The sequence below is a fragment of the Streptomyces sp. NPDC004051 genome, assembly GCF_053604275.1.
This window is the reverse complement of sequence record NZ_JBSGHG010000001.1, coordinates 19,437-41,477: the sequence shown is the minus strand read 5'-3', so window position 1 is coordinate 41,477 and position 22,041 is coordinate 19,437. Positions and strand designations below refer to the sequence as shown.

The following is a 22,041-nucleotide window of genomic DNA, read 5'->3' as shown; positions in this document are numbered from 1 at the left end:
ACGCGACCCTAGAACCCGTGCCGTACCCCGCCGTCCACCGGGACCATGACGCCGGTGACGTAGGAGGCGGCCGGGGAGAGGAGGAAGGCCGCGGTGCGGCCGAACTCGGCCGGGGTGCCGTAGCGGCGCAGGGGGATGCGCGCTCGGGCCGCCTGACGGGTGGCCTCCGGGTCGGCGGAGAGGGTGTCGAGTTCCCGGACCCGGTCCGTGTCGATCCGCCCGGGGAGCACCCCCACGACGCGGATGCCGCGCGGGCCCAGCTCGTCCGCGAGGGACTTGGCGAAGCCGGCGAGTCCGGGGCGCAGGCCGTTGGAGATGGTCAGACCGGCGAGCGGCTCGTACACCGAGCCGGACAGCACGAAGCCGATGACCCCGCCCTCGCCCAGCTCCGCGGCGGCGGCGCGGGCCAGCCGCACCGCGCCCAGGAACACCGACTCGAACGCCGACCGCCACTGCTCGTCGGTGGCATCGGCGACGAACCCGGGCGGCGGTCCGCCCACGCTGACGAGGATGCCGTCGAAACGGTGGAACCGCTCACGCGCGGTCGCGATCAGCCGCGCCGGCGCCTGGGGGTCGGCGTTGTCGACCGCCACGCCGACCGCGTTCGGCCCGAGACCGGCGACCGCCTCGGCGACGCTCTTCTCCTCCCGGCCCGTGACGATCACCTTCGCACCGTCCGCGACCAGCTCGCGCGCGGTGGCGTTGCCCAGCCCGCGGGTCGCCCCGGTGACGATGTACACCCGGTCCTTCAGTCCAAGATCCATGGCCCTATCCTGCCCTCTGGTCCCCGAACAAGGCGAGAGCGGTGTTCACCAGGCCGATGTGACTGAACGCCTGCGGGAAGTTGCCCAGCAGCCGCCCGCCCACCGCGTCGTACTCCTCCGCCAGCAGACCCACGTCGTTGGCCAGCCCCAGCAGCCGCTCGAACAGCTCGCGCGCCTGATCCGTCCGGCCCGCCATGTGCAGGGCGTCCGCCAGCCAGAACGAGCACACCAGGAACGTGCCCTCCGCACCGGGCAGCCCGTCGACGGGGGCGGCGTCCGGGGTGTAGCGGCGTACGAACCCGTCCTGGCCCAGCTCCGCGCGGATCGCGTCGACGGTGCCGAGCACCCGGGGATCGTCGGCCGGCAGGAAACCCACCCGGGGGATCAGCAGCAGCGCGGCGTCCAGCTCGCGCGAGCCGTAGGACTGCGTGAACGTGTTCCGTTCGGGGTCGTACCCCTTCTCGCACACGTCACGGTGCACCTCCTCGCGCAACGCGCGCCAGCCGTCGAGGTCGCCCTCGAGCTCCGGACTCTCCTCCAGGAGGCGCACCGCGCGGTCCGCGGCCACCCACACCATCACCTTGGAGTGCACGAAGTGGCGGCGGCCGCCGCGCACCTCCCACAGCCCCTCGTCCGGCTGCCGCCAGGCCGTGCGCAGGAAGTCCAGCAGCACGGTCTGCAGGGCCCACACGTCCGGGCGCGGGGACAGGCCCGCACGCCGGGCCAGCGCCAGCGAGTCCACGACCTCGCCGTACACGTCCAGCTGGAACTGGTTCACGGCGTCGTTGCCGACCCGTACCGGGATGGCGCCGCCGAAGCCGGGCAGCCACGGCAGCTCGTACTCGGGCAGCCGCCGCTCGCCCGCCAGCCCGTACATGATCTGCAGATCCGCCGGGTCGCCCGCGACCGCGCGCAGCAGCCAGTCGCGCCAGGCCTCCGCCTCCTCCTGGTACCCGGCCGCCAGCAGCGCGTTCAGGGTCAGCGTGGAGTCGCGCAGCCAGCAGAAGCGGTAGTCCCAGTTGCGCACCCCGCCCGGATCCTCCGGCAGCGAGGTGGTGGGCGCGGCGACGATCCCGCCGGTGGGGGAGTAGGTGAGCGCCTTGAGCGTGATCAGGGAGCGGACCACCGCGTCCCGGTGCGGGCCGGTGTAACGGCACCGGGACGCCCACGCGCGCCAGTCGGCGATGCTGTGCCGCAGCGAGGAGTGCGGGTCGACCAGCGGAGGGCGCGGCTCGTGGGAGGGGTGCCAGGTGAGGACGAACGCGACCCGCTCGCCCGGCCCGACCGTGAACTCGGAGTGCGTGCCGCGGTCCTCGCCCCAGGTGGGGACCTCCGGCACGCTGCGCAGCCACACCGAGTCCGGGCCCGCGACCGCCACCCGGTGGCCGTCGGCCCTGCGCACCCAGGGCACCACCGAGCCGTAGTCGAAACGCAGCCGCAGCGTGCTGCGGACGGTCACCCGGCCGCGTACGCCCTCGACGACGCGCACCAGGTCGGGGGCGAGGTCGCGCTGCGGCATCAGGTCGGTGACGCGCACCGCGCCCTCGTCGGTCTCCCACTCGGTGTCCAGGACGAGGGTGTCCCGGCGGTAGGCGCGGCGCGTGTACCGCTCGGCGCCCGACGGAGCGATGCGCCAGTGACCGTTGTCCTCGTCGCCGAGCAGCCGTGCGAAGCAGGCGCCGGAGTCGAAGCGGGGCAGGCAGAGCCAGTCGACGGACCCGTCCGCGCCCACCAGGGCAGCGGTCTGCTCGTCGCCGATGAGCGCGTAGTCCTCGATACGGTGCACGAGGTGCGGATGCCCGGCCGCCGGGAGCGGCAATCAGGGCGGCGCCGAGCGTGCTCTAGACAGCCGCGGGCTGTTCGCTCTCCTGCGCGCCCGCCGCCCCGGCGGCCGCCTGCTCGGCACGCTCCCGTACCTCGCGGCGGACCAGGACCACCCAGCCGACGGGGACGCCCGCGGCGAACAGCCACCACTGGACGGCGTACGCCATGTGCGGGCCGATCTCGTCGTGCACGGGCTCGGAGATCAGCTGCGGGGTGTCACCGCTCGGCCCGGGCTCCGTCAGATCGACGTAGCCGCCGAGGACCTCCTTGCCGAGCCGCTCGGCCTCCAGCTCGCTGTTGATCAGCATGATCTGCCGGTCGGGCAGGCCCTGGAGGTTCTTGATGCCGCTGTCCTCGGTGGTCTGGTCCTGCATCAGCCGGCCGGTGACGGTGATCTCGCCCCCGGGCGGCGGGGGGATCTCGGGGAACGCGCTCTGGCTCGGACCGTCCGCGGGCACCCAGCCCCGGTTGACCAGCAGGATCCTGCCGTCCTCGAGGACGAACGGGGTGAGCACGTGGTAGCCGACCTCGTCGTCCGCGTTGGTACGGCGGCGCACGACGACCTCGTCGGCGGTGTCGAAGCTCCCCTTCGCCGTCACCCTGCGGTACAGGTGCTCGTGCTCGACCTTCGCTCCGGGCGAGGTCAGGGACTCGGCGGGTACCGGCTCGGCCGCCAGGGAGTTGGCGATCACCTGGTTCAGGGCGACCCGGCGCTCATGGCGGTGCAACTGCCAGAAGCCCAGCTCGACCATCGTCGGGATGAGCACGAGTGCCAGAAGGGTGAGGATCACCCACTGGCGGGACAACAGGAAGCGGTACACCCCACGACCGTACAACCAGGGCCATGGGGTGCATTCAGGCGGGTGCGTCCTCACACCCGGTCGACGATCCCCGCCCTTCCCTCCGCGCGGGCACAGTGGGCGCCGCAGTACCAGTGGCCCTCGGCCTCCACGCCCTGGCCGATGATCTGCACCCGGCAGTGCTCGCAGATCGGGGCCATCCGGTGGATCGCGCAGGAGAAGCAGTCGAAGACGTGCACCGCGCCCTGCGCGTGCACCTCGAAGGTCATTCCGTAGTTGTTGCCGCACACTTCGCATGTCGCCATGCGCCACAGGGTGGGCCCGGCGGTCCGGTGCGGGCGAGCGGGCGGCGGGCGAGTCGCCCGGCAATCACCCGTCCGCACGGTCCTTCGGACCCGGTGGGCGGACGGCGCCCCGCTCGCCGTCGGCGCGGTCAGCCCTCCGACGCGGGTTCGACGTCACCGAGCAGCTGGCCGAAGGCCGCCTCGTCCACGACCGGGGTGCCGTACTGCCGGGCCTTGACCACCTTGGACGTGCCCGAGTCCGGATCGTTGGTGACGAGGAGGCTGGTCAGCCGGGACAGGCTGGTGGCGACGTGCAGACCGGCCTCGGTCGCCCGGTCCTCCAGCAGGTCCCGCTCCACGGAGGTGTCACCGGAGAACGCGACCCGCATGCCCTGCTTGAGCGGCTTGCCCGGCTCGTACCGCCCCGGGTTGGGGTGGGGGCAGGCGGGCCGCTTGCGGGAAGGGCGCCAGCCGGTGGACCGGTGACCGCCGCCGTACCCGGCCTGCCGAGCCGCCCGGGGCCGGTCGGTCCACTCCGTCAGCGGCAGGCACTCGTGCAGCGGCAGCCGCATCCCGCCCATCGCCGCGGCCCGCAGGCTGGGCCGGAACACCTCCGCCAGCACCCGCGCGTCGTCCAGCGCGTGGTGCGCGCGCTGCTGCACCACACCGAAATGCGCGGCGAGCGACTCCAGCTTGTGGTTGGGCAGCGGCAGCCGGAGCTCCTTGGAGAGGACGATCGTGCACAACCGCTGCTTCACCGGCGCCTGCGCGCCGGCACGGGCGTACTCGCGGGCGATCATCTGCCAGTCGAAGACGGCGTTGTGCGCGACGAGCACCCGCCCCTCCAGCCGGCCGGCGAACTCCTCGGCGATGTCACCGAAGAGGGGTGCCCCTTCGAGCGCCTCGCTCGTCAGACCGTGGATCCACACCGGGCCGGGGTCCCGCTCCGGGTTGACCACCGTGTACCAGTGGTCCTCGACCTCACCGCGCGCGTCCAGCCGGTAGACGCCCGCGGAGACGATGCGGTCGTCCCGGGCGAGTCCCGTGGTCTCCACGTCGACCACCGCGTACCCCTGCGGGTACGAGGCCGGCCAGTCGGTGGCGGAGGACGCTGCGGTCGTGAGGTCTTCGAGCATGGTTCATGAGGATACGGGCCGCGACTGACAGCCCGACCCGCCAGGTGCCGCACGGACCTTGCGGCCCGGCCTCACCAGCGGATCGGCACCGGAAGCGCCGTCAGGAGGCCCGACACCGCCACCACCAGGGCCAGCAGGTACGCCTCCGCCCACGCGGGGCCGCGGGCGCTCAGCGGATCGGCCGCGCGGGACAGCCGGACCCGGGCCCACAGGGCGAGGGCCGCGACACCGGCCATCAGGATCACCTTCGCGAGCAGGACACGCCCGTACGAGGTGTCCGTCAGCTGCTCCAGGATCGTCCCCGGCGGCATCCGGCGCAGGGAACTGCACACCCCGGTCGCGGTGATGGCGGCCAGCAGCACGGCCGCCACGCGCGCGTACCGCCTCAGCAGCACGCCACCCGCCTCCGAGCCCCGCCACGCCCGCACGGTGCGCAGCGCGTACAGCAGGCCGCCCACCCAGAGCGAGGCGCAGGTCAGGTGGATCAGCGTCAGACCGGAGCCGAGCAGCGGGGTGTACTCGGTCTTGGGGTGCGCGCGCAGGGCCTCGGCGACGATGATCGCGGCCAGCGGCCAGACCTGTGTGCCCGGACGGCCGGAGGCGGCGCACAGGGCCGCGAGGAGGAAGGCGTTGACCTCCAGGAGGGCCAACTTGCCGTCCCGGGAGTCGTACAGGCCGCCCACGTCGATGGCGGCGAGACTTTCGGGAACCAGGTTGCCGGTGGCCACGACGGAGGCGAGTCCGAGGGCGGCCGCGAAGCCGACGGTGTTCGCGACGGTGAACCAGCTGCCGGGCAGGGCCGGGGGCGCGTCGGGCACGGAACGCAGGAGCCGCTTCACGAACAGTTCGCCGACGGGTATCGCCAGCGCGGCGAACAGCACCGTCCGCAGCAGGGCTATGCCGCCGGTGCCGGGCGCCGGCGCCTCACCGGTTCCGTGCAGGGCGGGGGGCGGACCGAGGAGGGGTATCAGCGCGGCCAGCGCCACCAGCACGAGTACGGCGACGGCCGGGCCGGCGCCGGAGCGCCGCGCACCGCTGTGCGCCCCGGCCGCCCCGGCCTTGGGATTTGTCAGAGTCACCCCAGGATCTTCACAAGCACTCACGAAACGGGCAAGCGTGCGACGAGAGGGCGGGGGGCAGTTCGCGCCAAGGTCGGATTCAACGCCCCGACCGCACGCGTACGGTCCGCCGACCCCGACCCCGACCCCGACCCCGACCCCGACCCCGACCCCGACCCCGACCCCGACCCGGCCCCGGCCCCGACCCGGCCCCGGCCCCGGCCCGTCATCCCCACCGCGCGGTGTCCGCCCCCCACGGCCCGGGCGGCCGGGCCCAGTCACGGGGCCCGCCGGCGAACGACACCGCGGGCCGGACGTACCGCAACCTGCCCCGAGCACTGTCCGCCTCCGTGAGCCAGGCGTCGGCGGCCCCGCCCGCGCCCGGGGCCGAAGCGGCCGCCGTCCCTCCGGTCGCCGTCCCTCTGGTCGCCGTCCCTTCGGTCGTCGCTCCTCCGGTCGCCGTCCCTCTGGTCGCCGTCCCTTCGGTCGTCGCTCCTCCGGTCGCCGCCCCTCCGGTGGGTGCCTCTTCGGTCGGTGCGCCTCCGGTTGGCGCCCCTTGGGTCGGTGCGCCCTCGGCCGCCGTCCCTTCGGCCGGCGCACCCGTGTGCGCGGCTCCTTCCAGCAGCAGGCCCGCCGTCCGCGCCAGCGCCAGCCGCACGAACCGGCCGCCCCCCTCGTCCGCCTGCTCGGTCAGCGCCCGCAGCACCGCCGCCGCCAGCAGATACCCCGTGCCGTGGTCGAGGGCCTGCGCCGGGAGCGCCCCCGGCCGCTCCGGCGACCCCTCGCTCGCCGCGATCCCCGTGGCCACCTGCACCAGGCTGTCGAAGCCGCGCCGCTCACCCCACGGCCCGTACGCCCCCCACGCCGAGAGGTGCGCCACGACCACCCCGGGCCGGCGCTCGGCCAGTGCCTCGGGACTCAGCCCGAGACGGTCCAAGGCCCCCGGCCGGTACCCGGTGACCACCACGTCCGCGGCCGCGAGCAGCTCCTCGAAGACTTCCCGGTCGGCCGTCAGGTCCAGCAGGGCCGAGCGCTTCCCGAACCCCGTGTCGGTGTGCTGGTCGGGGAGTTCGGGCAGCCACGGGGGGTCCAGGCGCAGCACGTCCGCGCCGAGCAGGGCCAGCGTGCGGGTGGCGACCGGCCCCGCGACGACCCGCGTCAGGTCCAGCACCCGCAGCCCCGCCGCGGGCAGCAGCGGATCGCGGTCCGCGGGGGCGAGCACGCGCGCGGGTGCGGCGTCCAGCCGTCCGCGCTCCACCAACGGATGCTCCGCCACCGCCGCGGCCTGCTCGTGCGCCGCCCACTGCGCGGGCGTCCGCAGCGCGACGGCGAGTCCCCCGGCAGCGTACACGGCCTCCTCGACCTCGACGGCCGACCGCTCGGCGAGCGCCGCCGCCACCGCCCGCGGGTCCTCGGGCGTCCCCAGCGCGGCGAGCAACCGGGCCCGGTGGTGCGGGTAGTTGGCGTGCGTACGCACCCAGCCGTCGGCCGTGCGCCAGAAACGCGACAGCGGTGAGAAGGCCACCGGGGCCCGCCCGTCGACCAGCAGATGCCGCTCGCTGGTGAACGCCGCGGCCACCGCTCCGTCGTCCACCCGCACCGCGGGCGTCCCCGAGACTTCGGGACGCCCCGCAGGGGCGCGCACCGAAGGCGTGCGCGCCGCCCGCCGCGCGCCCAGTTCGGCCGCGGCCAGCGCGCACGCGCCCACACAGGCGCGCGCCAGCTCCCTCACCGGCAGCCGCGCGGGAAGGACCTCGGGCCGCTCGACGGTCGACACACGCGTGAGGAGGGCGGGATCGCCGCCGAGCGAGGACCACACGGCCGCGAGGCCGACGGGTGATTCGGTACCGGTCATGGGTGCACTGTGCCGCACCGGCCGCCCGTACGGACCGGAAGGGCCGGGCGGATCGCCCGGCCCTTCCCCTCTCACAGGTCACGCGGCACGACCGCGCGGTACCACTGCTGCCGCTCCTCCGGCTAGCGCTTCACCGCGTCCAGCGCGTCGACGATGCCGAAACCGTAGAAGCCGTTGATCCGCTTGCCGCCCTCGCACGTCGCGTCCTGCACTCCGTCGCCGTCCTGGTCGTAGGAGGCCGGGCAGCCCGGGTTGTCCGCCTGCGCCTTCAGCAGCGCCTGCAGCGCGGCCGGGGTCGCCCACGGGTGCTTGGACTTCAGCAGCGCGGCCACACCGGCGGCGTGCGGTGCGGCCATCGAGGTGCCCTGGAGGAAGCCGTACCCGTTGTTCGGCATGGTGGACAGGATGCGGCCGTTCTTCGACGGCGTGTCCGGCAGCTGGTAACGGCTGTCGCCGCCCGGTGCCGCGACGTCCACCACGCGGTTGCCGTAGGTGGAGTAGAACGACTTGGCGTCGTGCACACCGGTCGCGCTGACCGTGACCACACCCGGCAGCTGGGTCGGCAGGTCCAGGCATTCGGAGGGGTCGATGGTGCGCTCGACCGGCGTGGTGTCGTTCGGGCTGGAGGCGTCGTCGATCGCGTCCGAGGCCAGGTCGTGGTTGGAGTTGCCGGCCGAGGCGACGTGCAGGGTGCCCTTCTTCTGGGCGTACAGCTGGGCCCGGTTGACCGCGTCGACGATCGCCTTCTGGTCGGGGTCGTCCGTGCAGTTGTACAGCCACGGGTCCACGTAGTAGCTGTTGTTCGTGATCTCGACGCCGTGGTCGGCGGCGAACACGAAGGCGCAGACGACGTTCTCCGGGTAGAAGAGGCCGTTGTCCGGGTCGCTCACCTTGATGCTGGAGACCTTCACGCCGGGCGCGACACCGGCGACGCCGATGCCGTTGCGGGCCGCGGCGATCTCACCGGCCACGTGGGTGCCGTGGTAGTCCTCGTCCGTGTACGGACGCCAGGCGCCCTCGCTGGTGTCCGCCGTGCCGCCGACGCAGTTGGCCGACTGGGCGGCGGAGAAGTTCGGGGCGAGGTCGGGGTGGGTGTCGTCGACGCCGGTGTCGATCACGGCGACGGTCACCTTCCGGCTGCCGGGGTTGATCCGCGCGGCCTTGTCGGCGCCGATCGCCCGCAGGTCCCACTGGTCGGCCTCGAGCGGCTCACTGCCGGGGACCTTCTCCGAGGCGGCCTTCGTCCGCGCGGCCTCGGCGGCCGTCATGCGGTCGGCGGCGCCCACGTCGGTCGTCCCGGCCGGAGCCAGCGGCGCGGTGCGGGTGGCCCCGGCGGACTGCACTCCCCGCGCGGCGCGGATCTCCTTGCCGAAGTCCGGGTTGGCCGAGTGGACGACGATCACACCGATCCTGTCGTGCGTGACCACGACGGTCCCGCCGGCCGCGGCGATCGCCTTCTTCACCGACGCGATGGTGCGGTGGTCCGCCTTGGTGTTGACGACATACGCCAAGGCGGGCGCGTCCGTCGCCTGTTTCGCCGTCGGCGCCGCCTGCGGAGCCGCCGAGGCCGCCGCCGGCAGGAAGCCGAGCGAGACGGTCAGGGACAGCGCGACAGGCACGGCGAGGGCGAGACGGCGTCTGGAACGCAGATGAGCCATGGGATCTCCACATCATCCGGAAACAAAACCGCCCGAGGCACAGGTGGTGCTCGGGCAGGGGCATGACGAGTGGTGCAGGGCGAAGTTATCCCGTGCCCTCCGTGAGCAACAACGTTTTGCCGTAACGACTTCGGAAAACGTCCCCCGAAAAGAAAGCGAGGACCGTTGAACCGGTGCTCGCGTGGCGCCGTGACGTTGTGCAGGGAGCACGAGGACACTCGCCCCGTTCCTGCCGTAGCTCCGTAGTTCCGTCGTAACCGCACCCGCAACGCGAGGAGACCCCGTGGCCGCCGAAGCGCCATCCCCCTCAGCAGAGGAACACAAACTCCCCACACCCGAGGAGTTCACCGCGGTGCAGGAGAGCGCTGAGTTCGGTGAACTGCGCCGCTCCCACCGCTCCTTCGCCTTCCCCCTGACCGTCGGCTTCATCCTCTGGTACCTGCTGTACGTGCTGCTCTCGAACTACGCGGGCGGCTTCATGGGCACGGAGCTGTTCGGCAACATCAACGTCGCCCTCGTCTTCGGGGTCCTGCAGTTCGTCACCACGTTCCTCATCGCGTGGCTGTACTCCCGGCACGCCGCCACCAACCTCGACCCCAAGGCCGAGGCCATCAAGACCCGTATGGAGGGCGGCGCATGAGCCCCGCGATCACCCACGTCACCCTTGCCGCGAACGAGGCGAGCGAACACCGCGCGCTGATCATCACACTGTTCGCGCTGTTCGTCGTCGCGACCCTCGGCATCACCGTCTGGGCGGGCCGGCAGACCAAGGACGCCGCCGACTTCTACGCGGGCGGACGGCAGTTCAGCGCCTTCCAGAACGGGCTCGCGGTCTCCGGCGACTACATGTCGGCCGCGTCCTTCCTCGGCATCGCGGGCGCCATCGCCCTCTTCGGCTACGACGGCTTCCTCTACTCCATCGGCTTCCTGGTCGCCTGGCTGGTCGCCCTCCTGCTGGTCGCCGAGCCGCTGCGGAACTCCGGCCGCTACACGATGGGCGACGTCCTCGCCTACCGCATGCGCCAGCGGCCCGTGCGCACCGCGGCCGGCACCTCCACCATCGTGGTGTCGATCTTCTACCTGCTGGCCCAGATGGCGGGCGCCGGCGTCCTGGTCTCGCTGCTGCTCGGCATCACCTCCGACGCCGGCAAGATCCTCATCGTCGCCCTCGTCGGCGTCCTGATGATCGTCTACGTCTCCATCGGCGGCATGAAGGGCACCACCTGGGTGCAGATGATCAAGGCCGTGCTGCTCATCGGCGGCACCGTCCTGATCACCTTCCTGGTGCTGCTGAAGTTCAACTTCAACGTCTCCGACCTGCTGGGCAAGGCCGCCGAGAACAGCGGCGCGGGCGCGGCCTTCCTGGAGCCCGGCCTGCAGTACGGCGCGAGCGGCACCACCAAGCTGGACTTCATCTCCCTCGGCATCGCCCTGGTGCTCGGCACCGCCGGCCTGCCGCACATCCTGATCCGCTTCTACACGGTGCCCAACGCCAAGGCCGCCCGTAAGTCCGTGAACTGGGCCATCGGCATCATCGGCGGCTTCTACCTGATGACCATCGCGCTCGGCTTCGGCGCCGCGGCCCTCATCTCGCGCACCGAGATCATCGAGTCCAACCCGTCCGGCAACACGGCCGCCCCGCTGCTCGCCCTGCACCTGGGCGGCACCGACTCGACCTGGGGCGCGATCCTGCTCGCCACCATCTCGGCGGTCGCCTTCGCCACGATCCTCGCCGTGGTCGCCGGCCTCACCCTCGCCTCGTCCTCCTCCTTCGCGCACGACATCTACGCCAACGTCATCCGCAAGGGGAAGGCCACGGAGAAGGAGGAGATGAGGGCGGCCCGCTGGGCGACCGTCCTCATCGGCGTCGTCTCCATCGCGCTCGGCGCCCTCGCCCGCGACCTGAACGTGGCCGGTCTGGTCGCGCTGGCCTTCGCGGTCGCCGCCTCCGCCAACCTGCCGACGATCCTCTACAGCCTGTTCTGGAAGCGGTTCACCACCCAGGGCGCCCTGTGGTCGATCTACGGCGGTCTCATCGTCGCCGTCGGCCTGGTGCTGTTCTCGCCCGTGGTCTCCGGCGACCCGACCGCGATGTTCCCCGACGTCGACTTCTCCTGGTTCCCGCTGAAGAACCCGGGACTCATCTCCATCCCGTTCGGTTTCCTGATGGGCTGGCTGGGCACCGTCCTGTCCAAGGAGGAGCCGGACGCCAAGAAGTACGCGGAGCTGGAGGTCCGGTCGCTGACCGGCGCCGGCGCCCACTGACCCGCACCGGCGGCCGGGCCGCGCCGCACGGACCTCTCCCGGAGGCCCGTACGGCGCGGCCCTCGCGTGTCCCGCCGCCTCGGACCGCTGTGCTTGTCGGCGTCGTCACGTAGGCTCGCAGACAGCCGGAGTACGCGCGATCCGAGTGATCCGAGTCGAGGGAGGGGGCCACGTGCTCATCGACACGTACGGCCGAGTGGCGACCGACCTGCGGGTGTCACTGACCGACCGGTGCAATCTGCGGTGCACCTACTGCATGCCCGAGGAGGGCCTGCAGTGGCTGGCCAAGCCCGATCTGCTCACGGACGACGAGATCGTCCGCCTCATCGACATCGCCGTCACCTCCCTCGGCATCGAGGAGGTCCGCTTCACCGGCGGTGAACCCCTGCTCCGCCCCGGCCTGGTCGGCATCGTCGAGCGGGTCGCGGCCCTGGAACCCCGCCCCCGGACGTCGCTGACCACCAACGGCATCGGCCTCGGGCGCACCGCGGCGGCCCTGAAGGAGGCGGGCCTGGACCGGGTCAACGTCTCCCTCGACACGCTCCGCCCGGACGTCTTCAAGACCCTCACCCGCCGCAACCGCCACCAGGACGTCATCGACGGCCTGTACGCGGCCCGCGAGGCCGGACTGACCCCGGTGAAGGTCAACTCGGTCCTGATGCCGGGACTCAACGACGACGAGGCCCCCGACCTGCTGGCCTGGGCCGTGGACCACGGCTACGAGCTGCGCTTCATCGAGCAGATGCCCCTGGACGCCCAGCACGGCTGGAAGCGCGACGGCATGATCACCGCCGGCGACATCCTCGCCTCCCTGCGCACCCGCTTCGAGCTGACCCCCGAGGGCGAGGAGGCCCGCGGCTCCGCCCCGGCCGAGCGCTGGCTGGTCGACGGCGGCCCGCACCGCGTCGGCGTCATCGCCTCCGTCACCCGCCCGTTCTGCGCGGCCTGCGACCGCACCCGGCTCACCGCCGACGGACAGATCCGCACCTGCCTGTTCGCCACCGAGGAGACGGACCTGCGCGCGGCCCTGCGCTCCGACGCGCCCGACGAGGAGATCGCCCGGATCTGGCGGCTGGCCATGTGGGGCAAGAAGGCGGGCGCCGGCCTCGACGACCCGGCGTTCGTGCAGCCCGACCGCCCGATGTCCGCCATCGGCGGCTGAAACGGCCGAAGCGGCCGGAGGGCTGGGCTCGCAGGCCGGGGCGGGGCCCGGGACTACGCCCCCTCGGGCGCCCGCCACTCCTCGAAGCGCACCACGTCCTTCAGGAACCCGCGGACGCCGAGGAACTGCGACAGGTGCTCCCGGTGCTCCTCACACGCGAGCCAGGTCTTACGGCGCTCCGGCGTGTGGATCTTCGGGTTGTTCCAGGCGAGCACCCACACGGCGGCGGCACGGCAGCCCTTGGCGGAACAGATCGGCGTCTCGGGATCAGGGTCCATCACACCGCCGACCCTAACCCGGCCGGCTCGGCGGCAACGGCCGGGAGCACCCGCCACACCCGGAACAAAGGCGACGCCGAGCAGCCACGGGGGGAGCTGCCCGGCGTCGGTCCGTCGCTCCGACGGGGGATGCGGAGCGCGTACGAAGTATGTCACGGGCCACCCCGCCCCCGGCACCGGAACAACGTGATTGATCTGAGCTTTTCTTGAGCTTGGCGGGGAAGTGTCCTCCGGTTCCGGCCGGTCACGGCCGTGTTCCGGAGGTCACGACGGCCCGGACCGCTCCGTTCGCGCGCCGGGCGTGGGCCCGGGCGTGGGCGTGGACGCCGCGTCCTCGGCCCCGGGTTCCGACGTGCCGTCGTCCGTCCCCGAAGGCTCGATCATCGGCCGCATCTGCGCCGACAGGTAGGACGACGGAAGCGACGGCGCGTTCTCGCGTCCGGCGTTGGCGATCACCACCGCGATGTACGGCAGCAGCATGCCGAGGACCAGTGCCACGATCGCGACGTGCCGTTCCACGTTCCAGAGCGACGCCGCGAGGATGACCGAGATCGTACGGACGGTCATCGAGATCACGTACCGGCGCTGCCGCGCACGCACATCGTCTTGGAGGCCCGCCCTGGCACCGGTGATCCGGAACACCTGGACGCCGCCGTGCTGCTTCCGCATCACATTCCACCATCCGCCCGTATCGGACTTTTCCCGCCCCTGGCCGTCTCGTGACCGGCCGGGGCACCGGGCCCGCACGAGGACCACGTTACGCCGCGCCCATGCCGCCCACCCTGCCCGAACCGGAGCCCGTGCGGCACGCCCGACATGCGGTGCAAGGGGTCCGGGCCGAAACTGGCCGTAATGCTCGCGTCTAGGCGTACCAGGAGGCAGTCATGGGCTGGTTGTGGGCGATCATCGTGGGATTCGTGCTCGGCCTGATAGCCAAGGCGATCATCCCCGGCAAGCAGCACAGCCCGCTGTGGCTGACCACCATCTGCGGCATCCTCGGCGCCATCGCGGGCAACGCGATCGCGCGCGGCTTCGGTATCGCGGAGACCCCGGGCATCGACTGGGGCCGGCACATCTTCCAGCTGGTGGCGGCGATCGTCATCGTCTTCTTCGTCGACATGCTCTACATGCAGATGCGGGGCCGCAAACAGCAGCGGGTCTGAGGCGCGGGCCCGCCGAGGCGGTCGCCCGGCGCCGCCCGGGGCGCTCGCCCCGGCCGGACACCCGGACGGCCACGTGCCGACGGCTCAGGCGGTCGCGACCTCCACCGCCGCCAGGTTCTTCTTGCCCCGGCGCAGCACCAGCCAGCGCCCGTGCAGCAGGTCCTCCTTCGCGGGGACGGCGTCCTCGGCGGTGACCTTGACGTTGTTCACGTAGGCGCCGCCCTCCTTGACCGTGCGCCGCGCGGCCGACTTGCTCGCCACCAGGCCGACCTCGGCGAACAGGTCGACGACCGGACCGAGCTCGGTCACCTCGACGTGCGGCACCTCGGAGAGGGCCGCCGCCAGCGTGCGGTCGTCCAGCTCCGCCAGCTCGCCCTGGCCGAACAGCGCCTTCGACGCGGCGATCACGGCGGCCGTCTGGCCGGCGCCGTGCACCAGGGTCGTCAGCTCCTCGGCCAGGGCGCGCTGGGCGGCACGGGCCTGCGGACGCTCCGCCGTCTGCCGTTCCAGCTCCTCCAGCTCCTCGCGGGACTTGAAGGACAGGATCCGCATGTAGCCGGAGATGTCCCGGTCGTCCGTGTTCAGCCAGAACTGGTAGAACGCGTACGGCGTGGTCATCTCCGGGTCGAGCCAGACCGCGCCGCCTTCGGTCTTGCCGAACTTGGTGCCGTCCGCCTTCGTCATCAGCGGCGTGGCGTAGGCGTGGACGGGGGCGTCCGGCTCCAGCCGGTGGATCAGGTCCAGGCCCGCCGTGAGGTTGCCCCACTGGTCGCTGCCGCCCTGCTGCATCGTGCAGCCGTGGTGACGGTACAGCTGGAGGAAGTCCATCGCCTGGAGCAGCTGGTAGCTGAACTCCGTGTAGCTGATGCCCTCGGAGGACTCCAGACGCCGGGCGACCGAGTCCTTGGTCAGCATCTTGTTGACGCGGAAGTGCTTGCCGATGTCCCGCAGGAACTCGATGGCGGAGAGGTTCTGCGTCCAGTCGAGGTTGTTGACCATCGTGGCCGCGTTCTCGCCCTCGAAGGACAGGAACGGCTCGATCTGGCTCCGCAGCCGCTCGACCCAGCCGGCGACGGTCTCCGGCGCGTTCAGCGTGCGCTCGGCGGTCGGGCGGGGGTCGCCGATCTGGCCCGTGGCGCCGCCGACCAGCGCCAGCGGCCGGTGACCGGCCTGCTGGAGCCGGCGCAGGGTGAGCACCTGGACCAGGTGCCCCACGTGCAGGGACGACGCGGTCGGGTCGAAGCCGCAATAGAACGTGACGGGACCGTCCGCGAGCGCCTTGCGCAAAGCGTCCTCGTCGGTGGACTGGGCGAACAGCCCGCGCCACTTCAGCTCGTCGACGATGTCCGTCACGGTTCTCGTGTCTCCTCGGTGTTCCTCGGTCCGCCGGTCCTCGGCCGGTCGGGTGACCGCCGAGGGCGAACGCCTACGAGGTTATACGCCCTGGCTGACAGAACTCATATTGAAATCGGGGACGCGCAGCGGCGGCATCGCGGCCCTGGTGAACCAGTCGCCCCACTCCCGGGGCAGCGTCCGCTCCGTACGTCCCGCCTCCGTGGCACGGCCCAGCACGTCCACCGGCGACTCGTTGAACCGGAAGTTGTTGACCTCGCCGACGACCTCGCCGTTCTCGACGAGGTAGACACCGTCCCGGGTCAGACCGGTGAGCAGCAGCGTCGCCGGGTCCACCTCGCGGATGTACCACAGGCAGGTCAGCAGCAGGCCGGGCCCATGATGGCCTGTGGCGGCGACCATCTCCTCCAGGGAGCGGTCCTCGCCCCCGTCGAGGATCAGGTTGTCGATCGCCGGCGCCACCGGCAGCCCGGTCAGGTCCGCGCCGTGCCGGCTGGTGGTCAGACGCGTCAGCTCGCCCTCGCGGATCCACTCCGTGGCCGTCAGCGGCAGCCCGTTGTCGAACACCGACTGGTCGCCCCCGGAGGAGTGCGCGATCACGAAGGGCGCCGACTCCAGCCCCGGCTCGTCCGGATCGCTGCGCAGGGTCAGCGGCAGCCCGGACAGCCGCTCACCGATCCGGGTGCCACCGCCCGGCTTGGAGAAGACCGTGCGGCCCTCGGCCGCGTCCCGGCCCGAGGCCGACCACAGCTGGTAGACCAGCAGGTCCGCGACGGCGGTCGGCGGCAGCAGCGTCTCGTACCGGCCCGCGGGCAGCTCGAGCCGCCGCTCGGCCCAGCCCAGCCGCACGGCCAGCTCGGCGTCGAGCGCCCCCGGATCGACGTCCTTGAAGTCCCGCGTGGCACGGCCCGCCCACGCCGAGCGCGTACGGTCCGGCGACTTGGCGTTCAGCTCCAGCGTCCCGCTCGGCTGGTCGTGCCGCAGCCGCAGCCCCGTGGACGTACCGAGGTAGCTGGAGACCAGCTCGTGCTGGGCGAAGCCGTACAGCTCCCGGCCGCCCGCCCGCGCGCGGGCGAACGCCTCACCGAGGGCCGGTGCGAAGTCGGCGAACACGGCGGAGGAGGTCTCCGCGGGAGCCTCGGCGAAATCGGGGGCCCCGGGGGACCCGGTCGTCCCCTTCGCTCCCGTGACCAGCGGCTGGGCGTCCTCGGCCGGCCCGGCACCCCGCGCGGCGGCCTCGGCGGCCCGCACCAGGGGTTCCAGCTCGTCGAGGGTCACCGCGGACCGGGACACGACGCCGGACGCCGTGCCCTCCCGGCCGTCCACCGTCGCGATGACGGTGAGCGTGCGCCCGCGGGTGACACCGTTCGTGGTGAGCGAGTTGCCCGCCCAGCGCAGATTGGCGGTCGACTGCTCGTCGGCGATCACGACACAGCCGTCGGCCCGGGACAGTTCGAGCGCCCGCTCGACGATCTCGTGCGGTGTGGTGGTGCGCGCGCTCATCGACCCGCCTCCTGAGTGGTGTTGAGAATGCCGACTCCTCTGAAGAGGGCGGACGGGCAGCCGTGCGAGACCGCCGCGACCTGCCCCGGCTGGGCCTTGCCGCAGTTGAAGGCGCCCCCGAGGACGTAGGTCTGCGGACCGCCGACCGCCGTCATGGAGCCCCAGAAGTCGGTGGTCGTCGCCTGGTAGGCGACGTCCCGCAGTTGCCCGGTGAGCCGCCCGTTCTCGATCCGGAAGAAACGCTGCCCGGTGAACTGGAAGTTGTACCGCTGCATGTCGATGCTCCACGACCGGTCACCGACGACGTAGACGCCCCGGTCCACGCTCCCGATCAGGTCCTCGGTCGACAGGCCCGCCGGATCCGGCCGCAACGACACGTTCGCCATCCGCTGCACCGGCACGTGCCCGGGGGAGTCCGCGAACGCGCACCCGTTGGACCGCTCGAACCCGGTCAGCCTCGCGATCCGCCGGTCCAGCTGGTAGCCGACCAGCGTGCCGTCCCTCACCAGGTCCCAGGACTGCGCCGCGACCCCCTCGTCGTCGTACCCCACCGTCGCCAGCCCGTGCTCGGCGGTGCGGTCACCGGTGACGTTCATCAGCTCCGAGCCGTACTTCAGCTTCCCCAGCTGGTCGAAGGTGGCGAACGAGGTGCCCGCGTAGGCCGCCTCATAGCCGAGGGCCCGGTCCAGCTCGGTGGCGTGCCCGATGGACTCGTGGATGGTCAGCCACAGGTTGGACGGGTCGACGACCAGGTCGTACAGGCCCGGCTCCACGCTCGGCGCGCGCATCTTCTCGGCGAGCAGCTCGGGCATCCGCTCCAGCTCGTCGTCCCAGTCCCAGCCGGTGCCCCTCAGGTACTCCCAGCCGCGGCCCACCGGCGGCGCGAGCGTCCGCATGGAGTCGAACTCCCCGCTCGACTCGTCCACCGACACGGCCGTGAAGACCGGGTGCAGCCGTACCCGCTGCTGGGTGGTCGTGGTCCCGCCCGTATCGGCGTAGAACTTGTTCTCGTGCACGGTCAGCAGCGAGGCGTCCACATGGTCCACCCCGCGCGCCGCCAGCAGCCGCGCACTCCACTCGCCCAGCAGCCCGGCCTTCTCCACGTCGGGCACGGCGAACGGATCGACCTCGTACGAGGAGACCCACGTCCGGTCGGCGTACACGGGCTCGTCGGCCAGCTCCACCCTCTCCTTGGACCCGGCCGCCCGGATCACCTGCGCCGACAGCTGCGCCATCGCCACGGCCTGCGAGGCGACCTTGGCGGCGGCGTCGAGGGTGAGGTCCACCCCGGAGGCGAACCCCCACGTCCCGCCGTGCACCACGCGCACCGCGTACCCGAGGTCGGTGGTGTCCGACGACCCGGCCGGCTTGGCGTCCCGGAACCGCCAGGACGCGCTGCGCACCCGCTCCAGACGGAAGTCCGCGTGCTCCGCCCCGAGCGCCCGCGCCCGCGCCAGCGCGGCGTCGGCGAGGGCGCGCAGCGGCAGCGCCAGAAACGACTGATCGACTTCATGGGGCACGAGTGGGGGTTCCCTTCGGGCGCTCGCTGACGGACCGACGAAGGCAGTGAATCATGCGGTCCGCGGGACTCGTCCGCGTCGAGGTGTCCGACACCCACCCGGGGCGTCCCGAGCCGACGGGCCGACCCTCCGCGGACACCGGCGGTGGGAGGGGCCTGCTCCTGGTGGAAGCCGTCGCCGCCCGCTGGGGCGTGGCAGGGTGGCCGGGGCCGGGCAAGACCGTGTGGGCCGAGTGCGCGGTCCACGCCCCGGACGACGAGCCTCCGAAAAGGGAGACGGGCCGGACCGCCGGGCGGTCGCCGGCCGGTGAGCCCGTGGAGCGGTATGCGCACGGGGCGGCGCAGGGGAAGATCAGGCTGAAGCCGTTCACCGCCGCTGGTCGGCACGGCACGCCGCACTGCGAGGTGGCAGAGGACACCGACCCCTCGGTGGTGCTGCCGGCCGAGCGGGCAGAGGGCCGCCGACTGTAGGAACCCGACAGGAGGCCGTGTGCGCCACTGTCGGTGCCCGATCGCTCCGGGGAGCGGGTGGACCGATAGGTTTTCGGTGAAGGCGCCTGCCGCGCGCAGGGGCTCCAGACCGCTATCGAAAGGGTGATCCGTTGAGCCGCTCGGTTCTCGTCACCGGAGGTAACCGGGGGATCGGCCTCGCCATCGCCCGCGCGTTCGCCGATGCCGGTGACAAGGTCGCGATCACGTACCGCTCGGGCGAGCCCCCCACGGGCTTCCTCGCCGTCAAGTGCGACATCACCGACAGCGAGCAGGTGGAGCAGGCCTACAAGGAGATCGAGGAAGCGCACGGTCCCGTGGAGGTGCTGGTCGCCAACGCCGGCATCACCAAGGACCAGCTGCTGATGCGGATGTCGGAGGAGGACTTCACGTCCGTCGTCGACACCAACCTCACCGGCACCTTCCGTGTCGTCAAGCGCGCCAACCGAGGCATGCTGCGGGCCAAGAAGGGCCGCGTCGTGCTCATCTCGTCGGTCGTCGGGCTCCTCGGTTCCGCCGGGCAGGCGAACTACGCCGCCTCCAAGGCCGCGCTGGTCGGCTTCGCGCGTTCCCTCGCCCGTGAGCTGGGCTCGCGCAACATCACCTTCAACGTCGTCGCCCCCGGTTTCGTCGACACCGACATGACCAGGGAGCTCACCGAGGAGCAGCAGGCGAAGATCCTCGCGCAGGTACCGCTCGCCCGGTACGCGCAGTCGGAGGAGATCGCCGCGGCCGTGCGGTTCCTCGCCTCGGACGACGCCTCGTACATCACTGGAGCCGTCATTCCCGTTGACGGCGGACTGGGAATGGGTCACTGAACGACATGAGCGGAATTCTCGAGGGCAAGCGCGTCCTGATCACCGGTGTGCTGATGGAGTCCTCCATCGCCTTCCACACGGCCAAGCTGGCCCAGGAGCAGGGCGCCGAGATCATCCTGACCGCGTTCCCGCGGCCCACCCTGACCGAGCGCATCGCCAAGAAGCTCCCCAAGCCCGCCAAGGTCATCGAGCTCGACGTGACCAACGACGAGCACCTGGGCCGCCTCGCGGACGTCGTGGGCGAGGAGCTCGGCGGCCTCGACGGCCTCGTGCACTCCATCGGCTTCGCGCCGCAGGACGCGCTCGGCGGCAACTTCCTGAACACGCCGTTCGAGTCGGTCTCCACGGCCATGCACGTCTCGGCCTTCTCCCTGAAGTCGCTGACCATGGCCTGCCTGCCGCTGATGCCGAACGGCGGTTCCGTCGTCGGCTTCACCTTCGACGCGCAGTACGCCTGGCCGCAGTACGACTGGATGGGCCCGGCCAAGGCGGCCCTGGAGGCCACCAGCCGTTACGTGGCGCGTGACCTGGGCAAGCAGAACATCCGCTGCAACCTGATCTCGGCGGGCCCGATCGGTTCCATGGCCGCCAAGTCCATCCCGGGCTTCAGCGAGCTGGCCTCCGTGTGGGACACCCGGGCCCCGCTGGAGTGGGACCTGAAGGACCCGGAGCCGGCCGGCCGCGGCGCCGTCGCCCTGCTGAGCGACTGGTTCCCGAAGACCACCGGCGAGATCATCCACGTGGACGGCGGTCTGCACGCCATCGGCGCCTGAGCGCCGCAGGCCCGGCCCGGAACGGCCGACGAGGGCCCGCACCCTTCACGCGAAGGGTGCGGGCCCTCGCCGCGTCACCCGTTCGGCTCAGCAGCGCGGGCGGTGCGCGGTGCCGGCGGGCACTGTGGAGCAACAGGTCACCGTGAGCACGCGGACACCGTGTGGTCCCTGCCTGATCCCCGTTCGATCTCCCTCCCAGCACGGCCGAGGAGGTCCCCCCTTGTGCGCTTTCACCGCCTGCTCTCAGTGACCTTCACCATCGCCGCGGGCATCGCCCTCGTGCCCGCCCTGGCGTACGGGGCGATGCCGTACGAGACGATGTCGCACGCGCGTGTGCGGCCGGCCGAGGCCGGGTCCGGCGGCGCGGAGTCCGCCGATCCGTTCGGAGCCGCCTGCCGGACCGAGGTCGACGGCTCCCGGGTGACCGTGTACTGCCACAACCCCTATCCGGACACCGATCACGTGAGCCTGCACATCGAGTGCCTCCAGTGGTGGGACCTCGACAGCGACAGCGCCCCGGTGGCCGCCGGACCCGCACAGACCGTGCGGCTGACCGGCCGCTGCTGGAAGGAGGTCCGGTCCGCGTGGATCAGCCACCGGAAGGCGGCCTGAACCGCCCCGGACGGCACGCCGGCGAGTGGGCGGCGGCCTCCTCGGCCGCCCTCGTCGCGTCGCCCGCGCGGATCGCGTCCAGCAGCCGCGAGTGGTCCAGGTGGGTCCGCGGGGTCAGCTCCTGGCCGACGTCGTCGCGCAGCCAGTCCCGCAGCACCTCGCTCAGGTCCGCGTACAGCTCGGTCAGCACGTCGTTGTGCGACGCCGCCACGACGGCCAGGTGGAACGTCGTGTCCGCCGCCACGAACCGCTCCGCCGCACCCGACTCCCAGGCCTCCTCACGGCGCAGCAGCAGGGTGTCGAGCTGTTCGAGGTCCTTCTCGGTGCGCCGCTCGGCGGCCAGCCGTGCCGCGGACGACTCCAGGGCGGAGCGCAGTTCCGCGATGTGCCCGGGGTCGGCGTCGGCGAACCGGCGCTGCATCACCCCGGCCAGCTCGCTCGTGGTGACGACATAGGTGCCCGAGCCCTGACGGATGTCGAGCAGCCCGTTGTGCGCCAGCGCTCGCACGGCCTCACGGACTGTGTTGCGCGCCACCCCGAGCTGCTCGACCAGCTCCGGCTCGGTCGGGATGCGGGAGCCGACCGGCCACTCGCCCGAGGTGATCTGGGCGCGCAGAGCGGCGATGACCTGCTCGGACAGCGCGGAACGACGGGGATGGCTCAGGGACATGACACACCTCTGCACGGCAGGGGCGCCGATGCCGGACGGCAGTCTCGGCATGGACAA

General features: G+C 72.3%; 22 protein-coding genes. 8 read left to right on the top strand and 14 right to left on the bottom strand.

What is annotated here, in order from left to right:
• Nucleotides 1–8 precede the first annotated feature (8 nt).
• The 8 genes from ACWEQO_RS00210 to ACWEQO_RS00175 all read right to left on the bottom strand — a co-directional run bounded on the left by ACWEQO_RS00210 (nucleotide 9) and on the right by ACWEQO_RS00175 (nucleotide 9,379).
• The gene (locus tag ACWEQO_RS00210; protein ID WP_361460696.1) at nucleotides 9–764 is read right to left on the bottom strand and encodes an SDR family oxidoreductase; all 756 of its coding nucleotides are present in this window, start codon (nucleotides 762–764) and stop codon (nucleotides 9–11) included.
• A 4-nt stretch (nucleotides 765–768) separates the two neighbouring features.
• A complete protein-coding gene (locus ACWEQO_RS00205; protein ID WP_452977199.1) occupies nucleotides 769–2,550 on the bottom strand; it encodes a glycoside hydrolase family 15 protein in 1,782 nt (593 codons plus the stop codon).
• 55 nt (nucleotides 2,551–2,605) lie between these two features.
• A complete protein-coding gene (locus tag ACWEQO_RS00200; RefSeq protein WP_452977196.1) occupies nucleotides 2,606–3,409 on the bottom strand; it encodes an SURF1 family cytochrome oxidase biogenesis protein in 804 nt (267 codons plus the stop codon).
• Nucleotides 3,410–3,459: 50 nt separating this feature from the next.
• Nucleotides 3,460–3,693: a hypothetical protein gene (locus ACWEQO_RS00195; protein WP_361460690.1), complete on the bottom strand. Its 234-nt coding sequence runs from the start codon at nucleotides 3,691–3,693 to the stop codon at nucleotides 3,460–3,462.
• A 128-nt stretch (nucleotides 3,694–3,821) separates the two neighbouring features.
• Nucleotides 3,822–4,808, bottom strand: coding sequence for a DEDDh family exonuclease (locus ACWEQO_RS00190; protein WP_361460688.1), 987 nt, complete (start codon nucleotides 4,806–4,808; stop codon nucleotides 3,822–3,824).
• 71 nt (nucleotides 4,809–4,879) lie between these two features.
• On the bottom strand, nucleotides 4,880–5,887 hold the full coding sequence (locus tag ACWEQO_RS00185; RefSeq protein ID WP_452977193.1) for a CopD family protein: 1,008 nt from the start codon (nucleotides 5,885–5,887) through the stop codon (nucleotides 4,880–4,882).
• 205 nt (nucleotides 5,888–6,092) lie between these two features.
• Complete coding sequence (locus ACWEQO_RS00180; protein WP_452977190.1) at nucleotides 6,093–7,721, bottom strand: CoA transferase; 1,629 nt, start codon at nucleotides 7,719–7,721, stop codon at nucleotides 6,093–6,095.
• Between the two features lie 122 nt (nucleotides 7,722–7,843).
• Complete coding sequence (locus ACWEQO_RS00175) at nucleotides 7,844–9,379, bottom strand: S8 family serine peptidase (protein ID WP_361460683.1); 1,536 nt, start codon at nucleotides 9,377–9,379, stop codon at nucleotides 7,844–7,846.
• A gap of 283 nt (nucleotides 9,380–9,662) precedes the next feature.
• Between ACWEQO_RS00175 and ACWEQO_RS00170 the strand changes: the two genes are divergently transcribed.
• The 3 genes from ACWEQO_RS00170 (at nucleotide 9,663) to moaA (ending at nucleotide 12,806) form a co-directional block, all read left to right on the top strand.
• On the top strand, nucleotides 9,663–10,019 hold the full coding sequence (locus ACWEQO_RS00170; protein ID WP_361460681.1) for a DUF485 domain-containing protein: 357 nt from the start codon (nucleotides 9,663–9,665) through the stop codon (nucleotides 10,017–10,019).
• On the top strand, nucleotides 10,016–11,644 hold the full coding sequence (locus ACWEQO_RS00165) for a solute symporter family protein (RefSeq protein WP_452977185.1): 1,629 nt from the start codon (nucleotides 10,016–10,018) through the stop codon (nucleotides 11,642–11,644). Before ACWEQO_RS00170 ends, ACWEQO_RS00165 begins: the two co-directional genes overlap by 4 nt.
• Before the next feature lie 172 nt (nucleotides 11,645–11,816).
• Nucleotides 11,817–12,806, top strand: a complete 990-nt coding sequence (moaA, locus tag ACWEQO_RS00160; RefSeq protein WP_384200803.1) for a GTP 3',8-cyclase MoaA — start codon at nucleotides 11,817–11,819, stop codon at nucleotides 12,804–12,806.
• A 53-nt stretch (nucleotides 12,807–12,859) separates the two neighbouring features.
• Here the strand turns inward: moaA and ACWEQO_RS00155 are convergent, their stop codons facing one another.
• Nucleotides 12,860–13,084, bottom strand: a complete 225-nt coding sequence (locus ACWEQO_RS00155; protein WP_384200801.1) for a hypothetical protein — start codon at nucleotides 13,082–13,084, stop codon at nucleotides 12,860–12,862.
• A gap of 264 nt (nucleotides 13,085–13,348) precedes the next feature.
• The gene (locus ACWEQO_RS00150) at nucleotides 13,349–13,753 is read right to left on the bottom strand and encodes a DUF3099 domain-containing protein (RefSeq protein ID WP_452977181.1); all 405 of its coding nucleotides are present in this window, start codon (nucleotides 13,751–13,753) and stop codon (nucleotides 13,349–13,351) included.
• Nucleotides 13,754–13,968: 215 nt separating this feature from the next.
• Between ACWEQO_RS00150 and ACWEQO_RS00145 the strand changes: the two genes are divergently transcribed.
• Complete coding sequence (locus ACWEQO_RS00145; RefSeq protein WP_384200798.1) at nucleotides 13,969–14,247, top strand: GlsB/YeaQ/YmgE family stress response membrane protein; 279 nt, start codon at nucleotides 13,969–13,971, stop codon at nucleotides 14,245–14,247.
• An 84-nt stretch (nucleotides 14,248–14,331) separates the two neighbouring features.
• On the opposite strand, the gene tyrS is transcribed toward ACWEQO_RS00145, so the two are convergent.
• The 3 genes from tyrS to ACWEQO_RS00130 form a co-directional block, all read right to left on the bottom strand.
• The gene (gene tyrS, locus ACWEQO_RS00140) at nucleotides 14,332–15,600 is read right to left on the bottom strand and encodes a tyrosine--tRNA ligase (RefSeq protein WP_361462215.1); all 1,269 of its coding nucleotides are present in this window, start codon (nucleotides 15,598–15,600) and stop codon (nucleotides 14,332–14,334) included.
• An 81-nt stretch (nucleotides 15,601–15,681) separates the two neighbouring features.
• A complete protein-coding gene (locus ACWEQO_RS00135) occupies nucleotides 15,682–17,103 on the bottom strand; it encodes a metallopeptidase TldD-related protein (protein ID WP_452977177.1) in 1,422 nt (473 codons plus the stop codon).
• Complete coding sequence (locus tag ACWEQO_RS00130; protein WP_361462221.1) at nucleotides 17,100–18,623, bottom strand: TldD/PmbA family protein; 1,524 nt, start codon at nucleotides 18,621–18,623, stop codon at nucleotides 17,100–17,102. The genes ACWEQO_RS00135 and ACWEQO_RS00130 overlap by 4 nt, the downstream gene beginning before the upstream one ends.
• Before the next feature lie 53 nt (nucleotides 18,624–18,676).
• Between ACWEQO_RS00130 and ACWEQO_RS00125 the strand changes: the two genes are divergently transcribed.
• The 4 genes from ACWEQO_RS00125 (at nucleotide 18,677) to ACWEQO_RS00110 (ending at nucleotide 21,314) form a co-directional block, all read left to right on the top strand.
• A complete protein-coding gene (locus ACWEQO_RS00125) occupies nucleotides 18,677–19,093 on the top strand; it encodes an ATP-binding protein (protein WP_452977173.1) in 417 nt (138 codons plus the stop codon).
• A gap of 131 nt (nucleotides 19,094–19,224) precedes the next feature.
• On the top strand, nucleotides 19,225–19,929 hold the full coding sequence (gene fabG, locus ACWEQO_RS00120; RefSeq protein ID WP_361462224.1) for a 3-oxoacyl-[acyl-carrier-protein] reductase: 705 nt from the start codon (nucleotides 19,225–19,227) through the stop codon (nucleotides 19,927–19,929).
• Nucleotides 19,930–19,934: 5 nt separating this feature from the next.
• Nucleotides 19,935–20,702, top strand: a complete 768-nt coding sequence (gene fabI / locus ACWEQO_RS00115) for an enoyl-ACP reductase FabI (protein ID WP_452977169.1) — start codon at nucleotides 19,935–19,937, stop codon at nucleotides 20,700–20,702.
• Nucleotides 20,703–21,005: 303 nt separating this feature from the next.
• Complete coding sequence (locus ACWEQO_RS00110) at nucleotides 21,006–21,314, top strand: hypothetical protein (RefSeq protein ID WP_452978416.1); 309 nt, start codon at nucleotides 21,006–21,008, stop codon at nucleotides 21,312–21,314.
• Here the strand turns inward: ACWEQO_RS00110 and ACWEQO_RS00105 are convergent.
• Nucleotides 21,292–21,984, bottom strand: a complete 693-nt coding sequence (locus tag ACWEQO_RS00105) for a FadR/GntR family transcriptional regulator (protein ID WP_361462228.1) — start codon at nucleotides 21,982–21,984, stop codon at nucleotides 21,292–21,294. The genes ACWEQO_RS00110 and ACWEQO_RS00105 overlap by 23 nt on opposite strands.
• Between the last annotated feature and the right edge of the window lie 57 nt (nucleotides 21,985–22,041).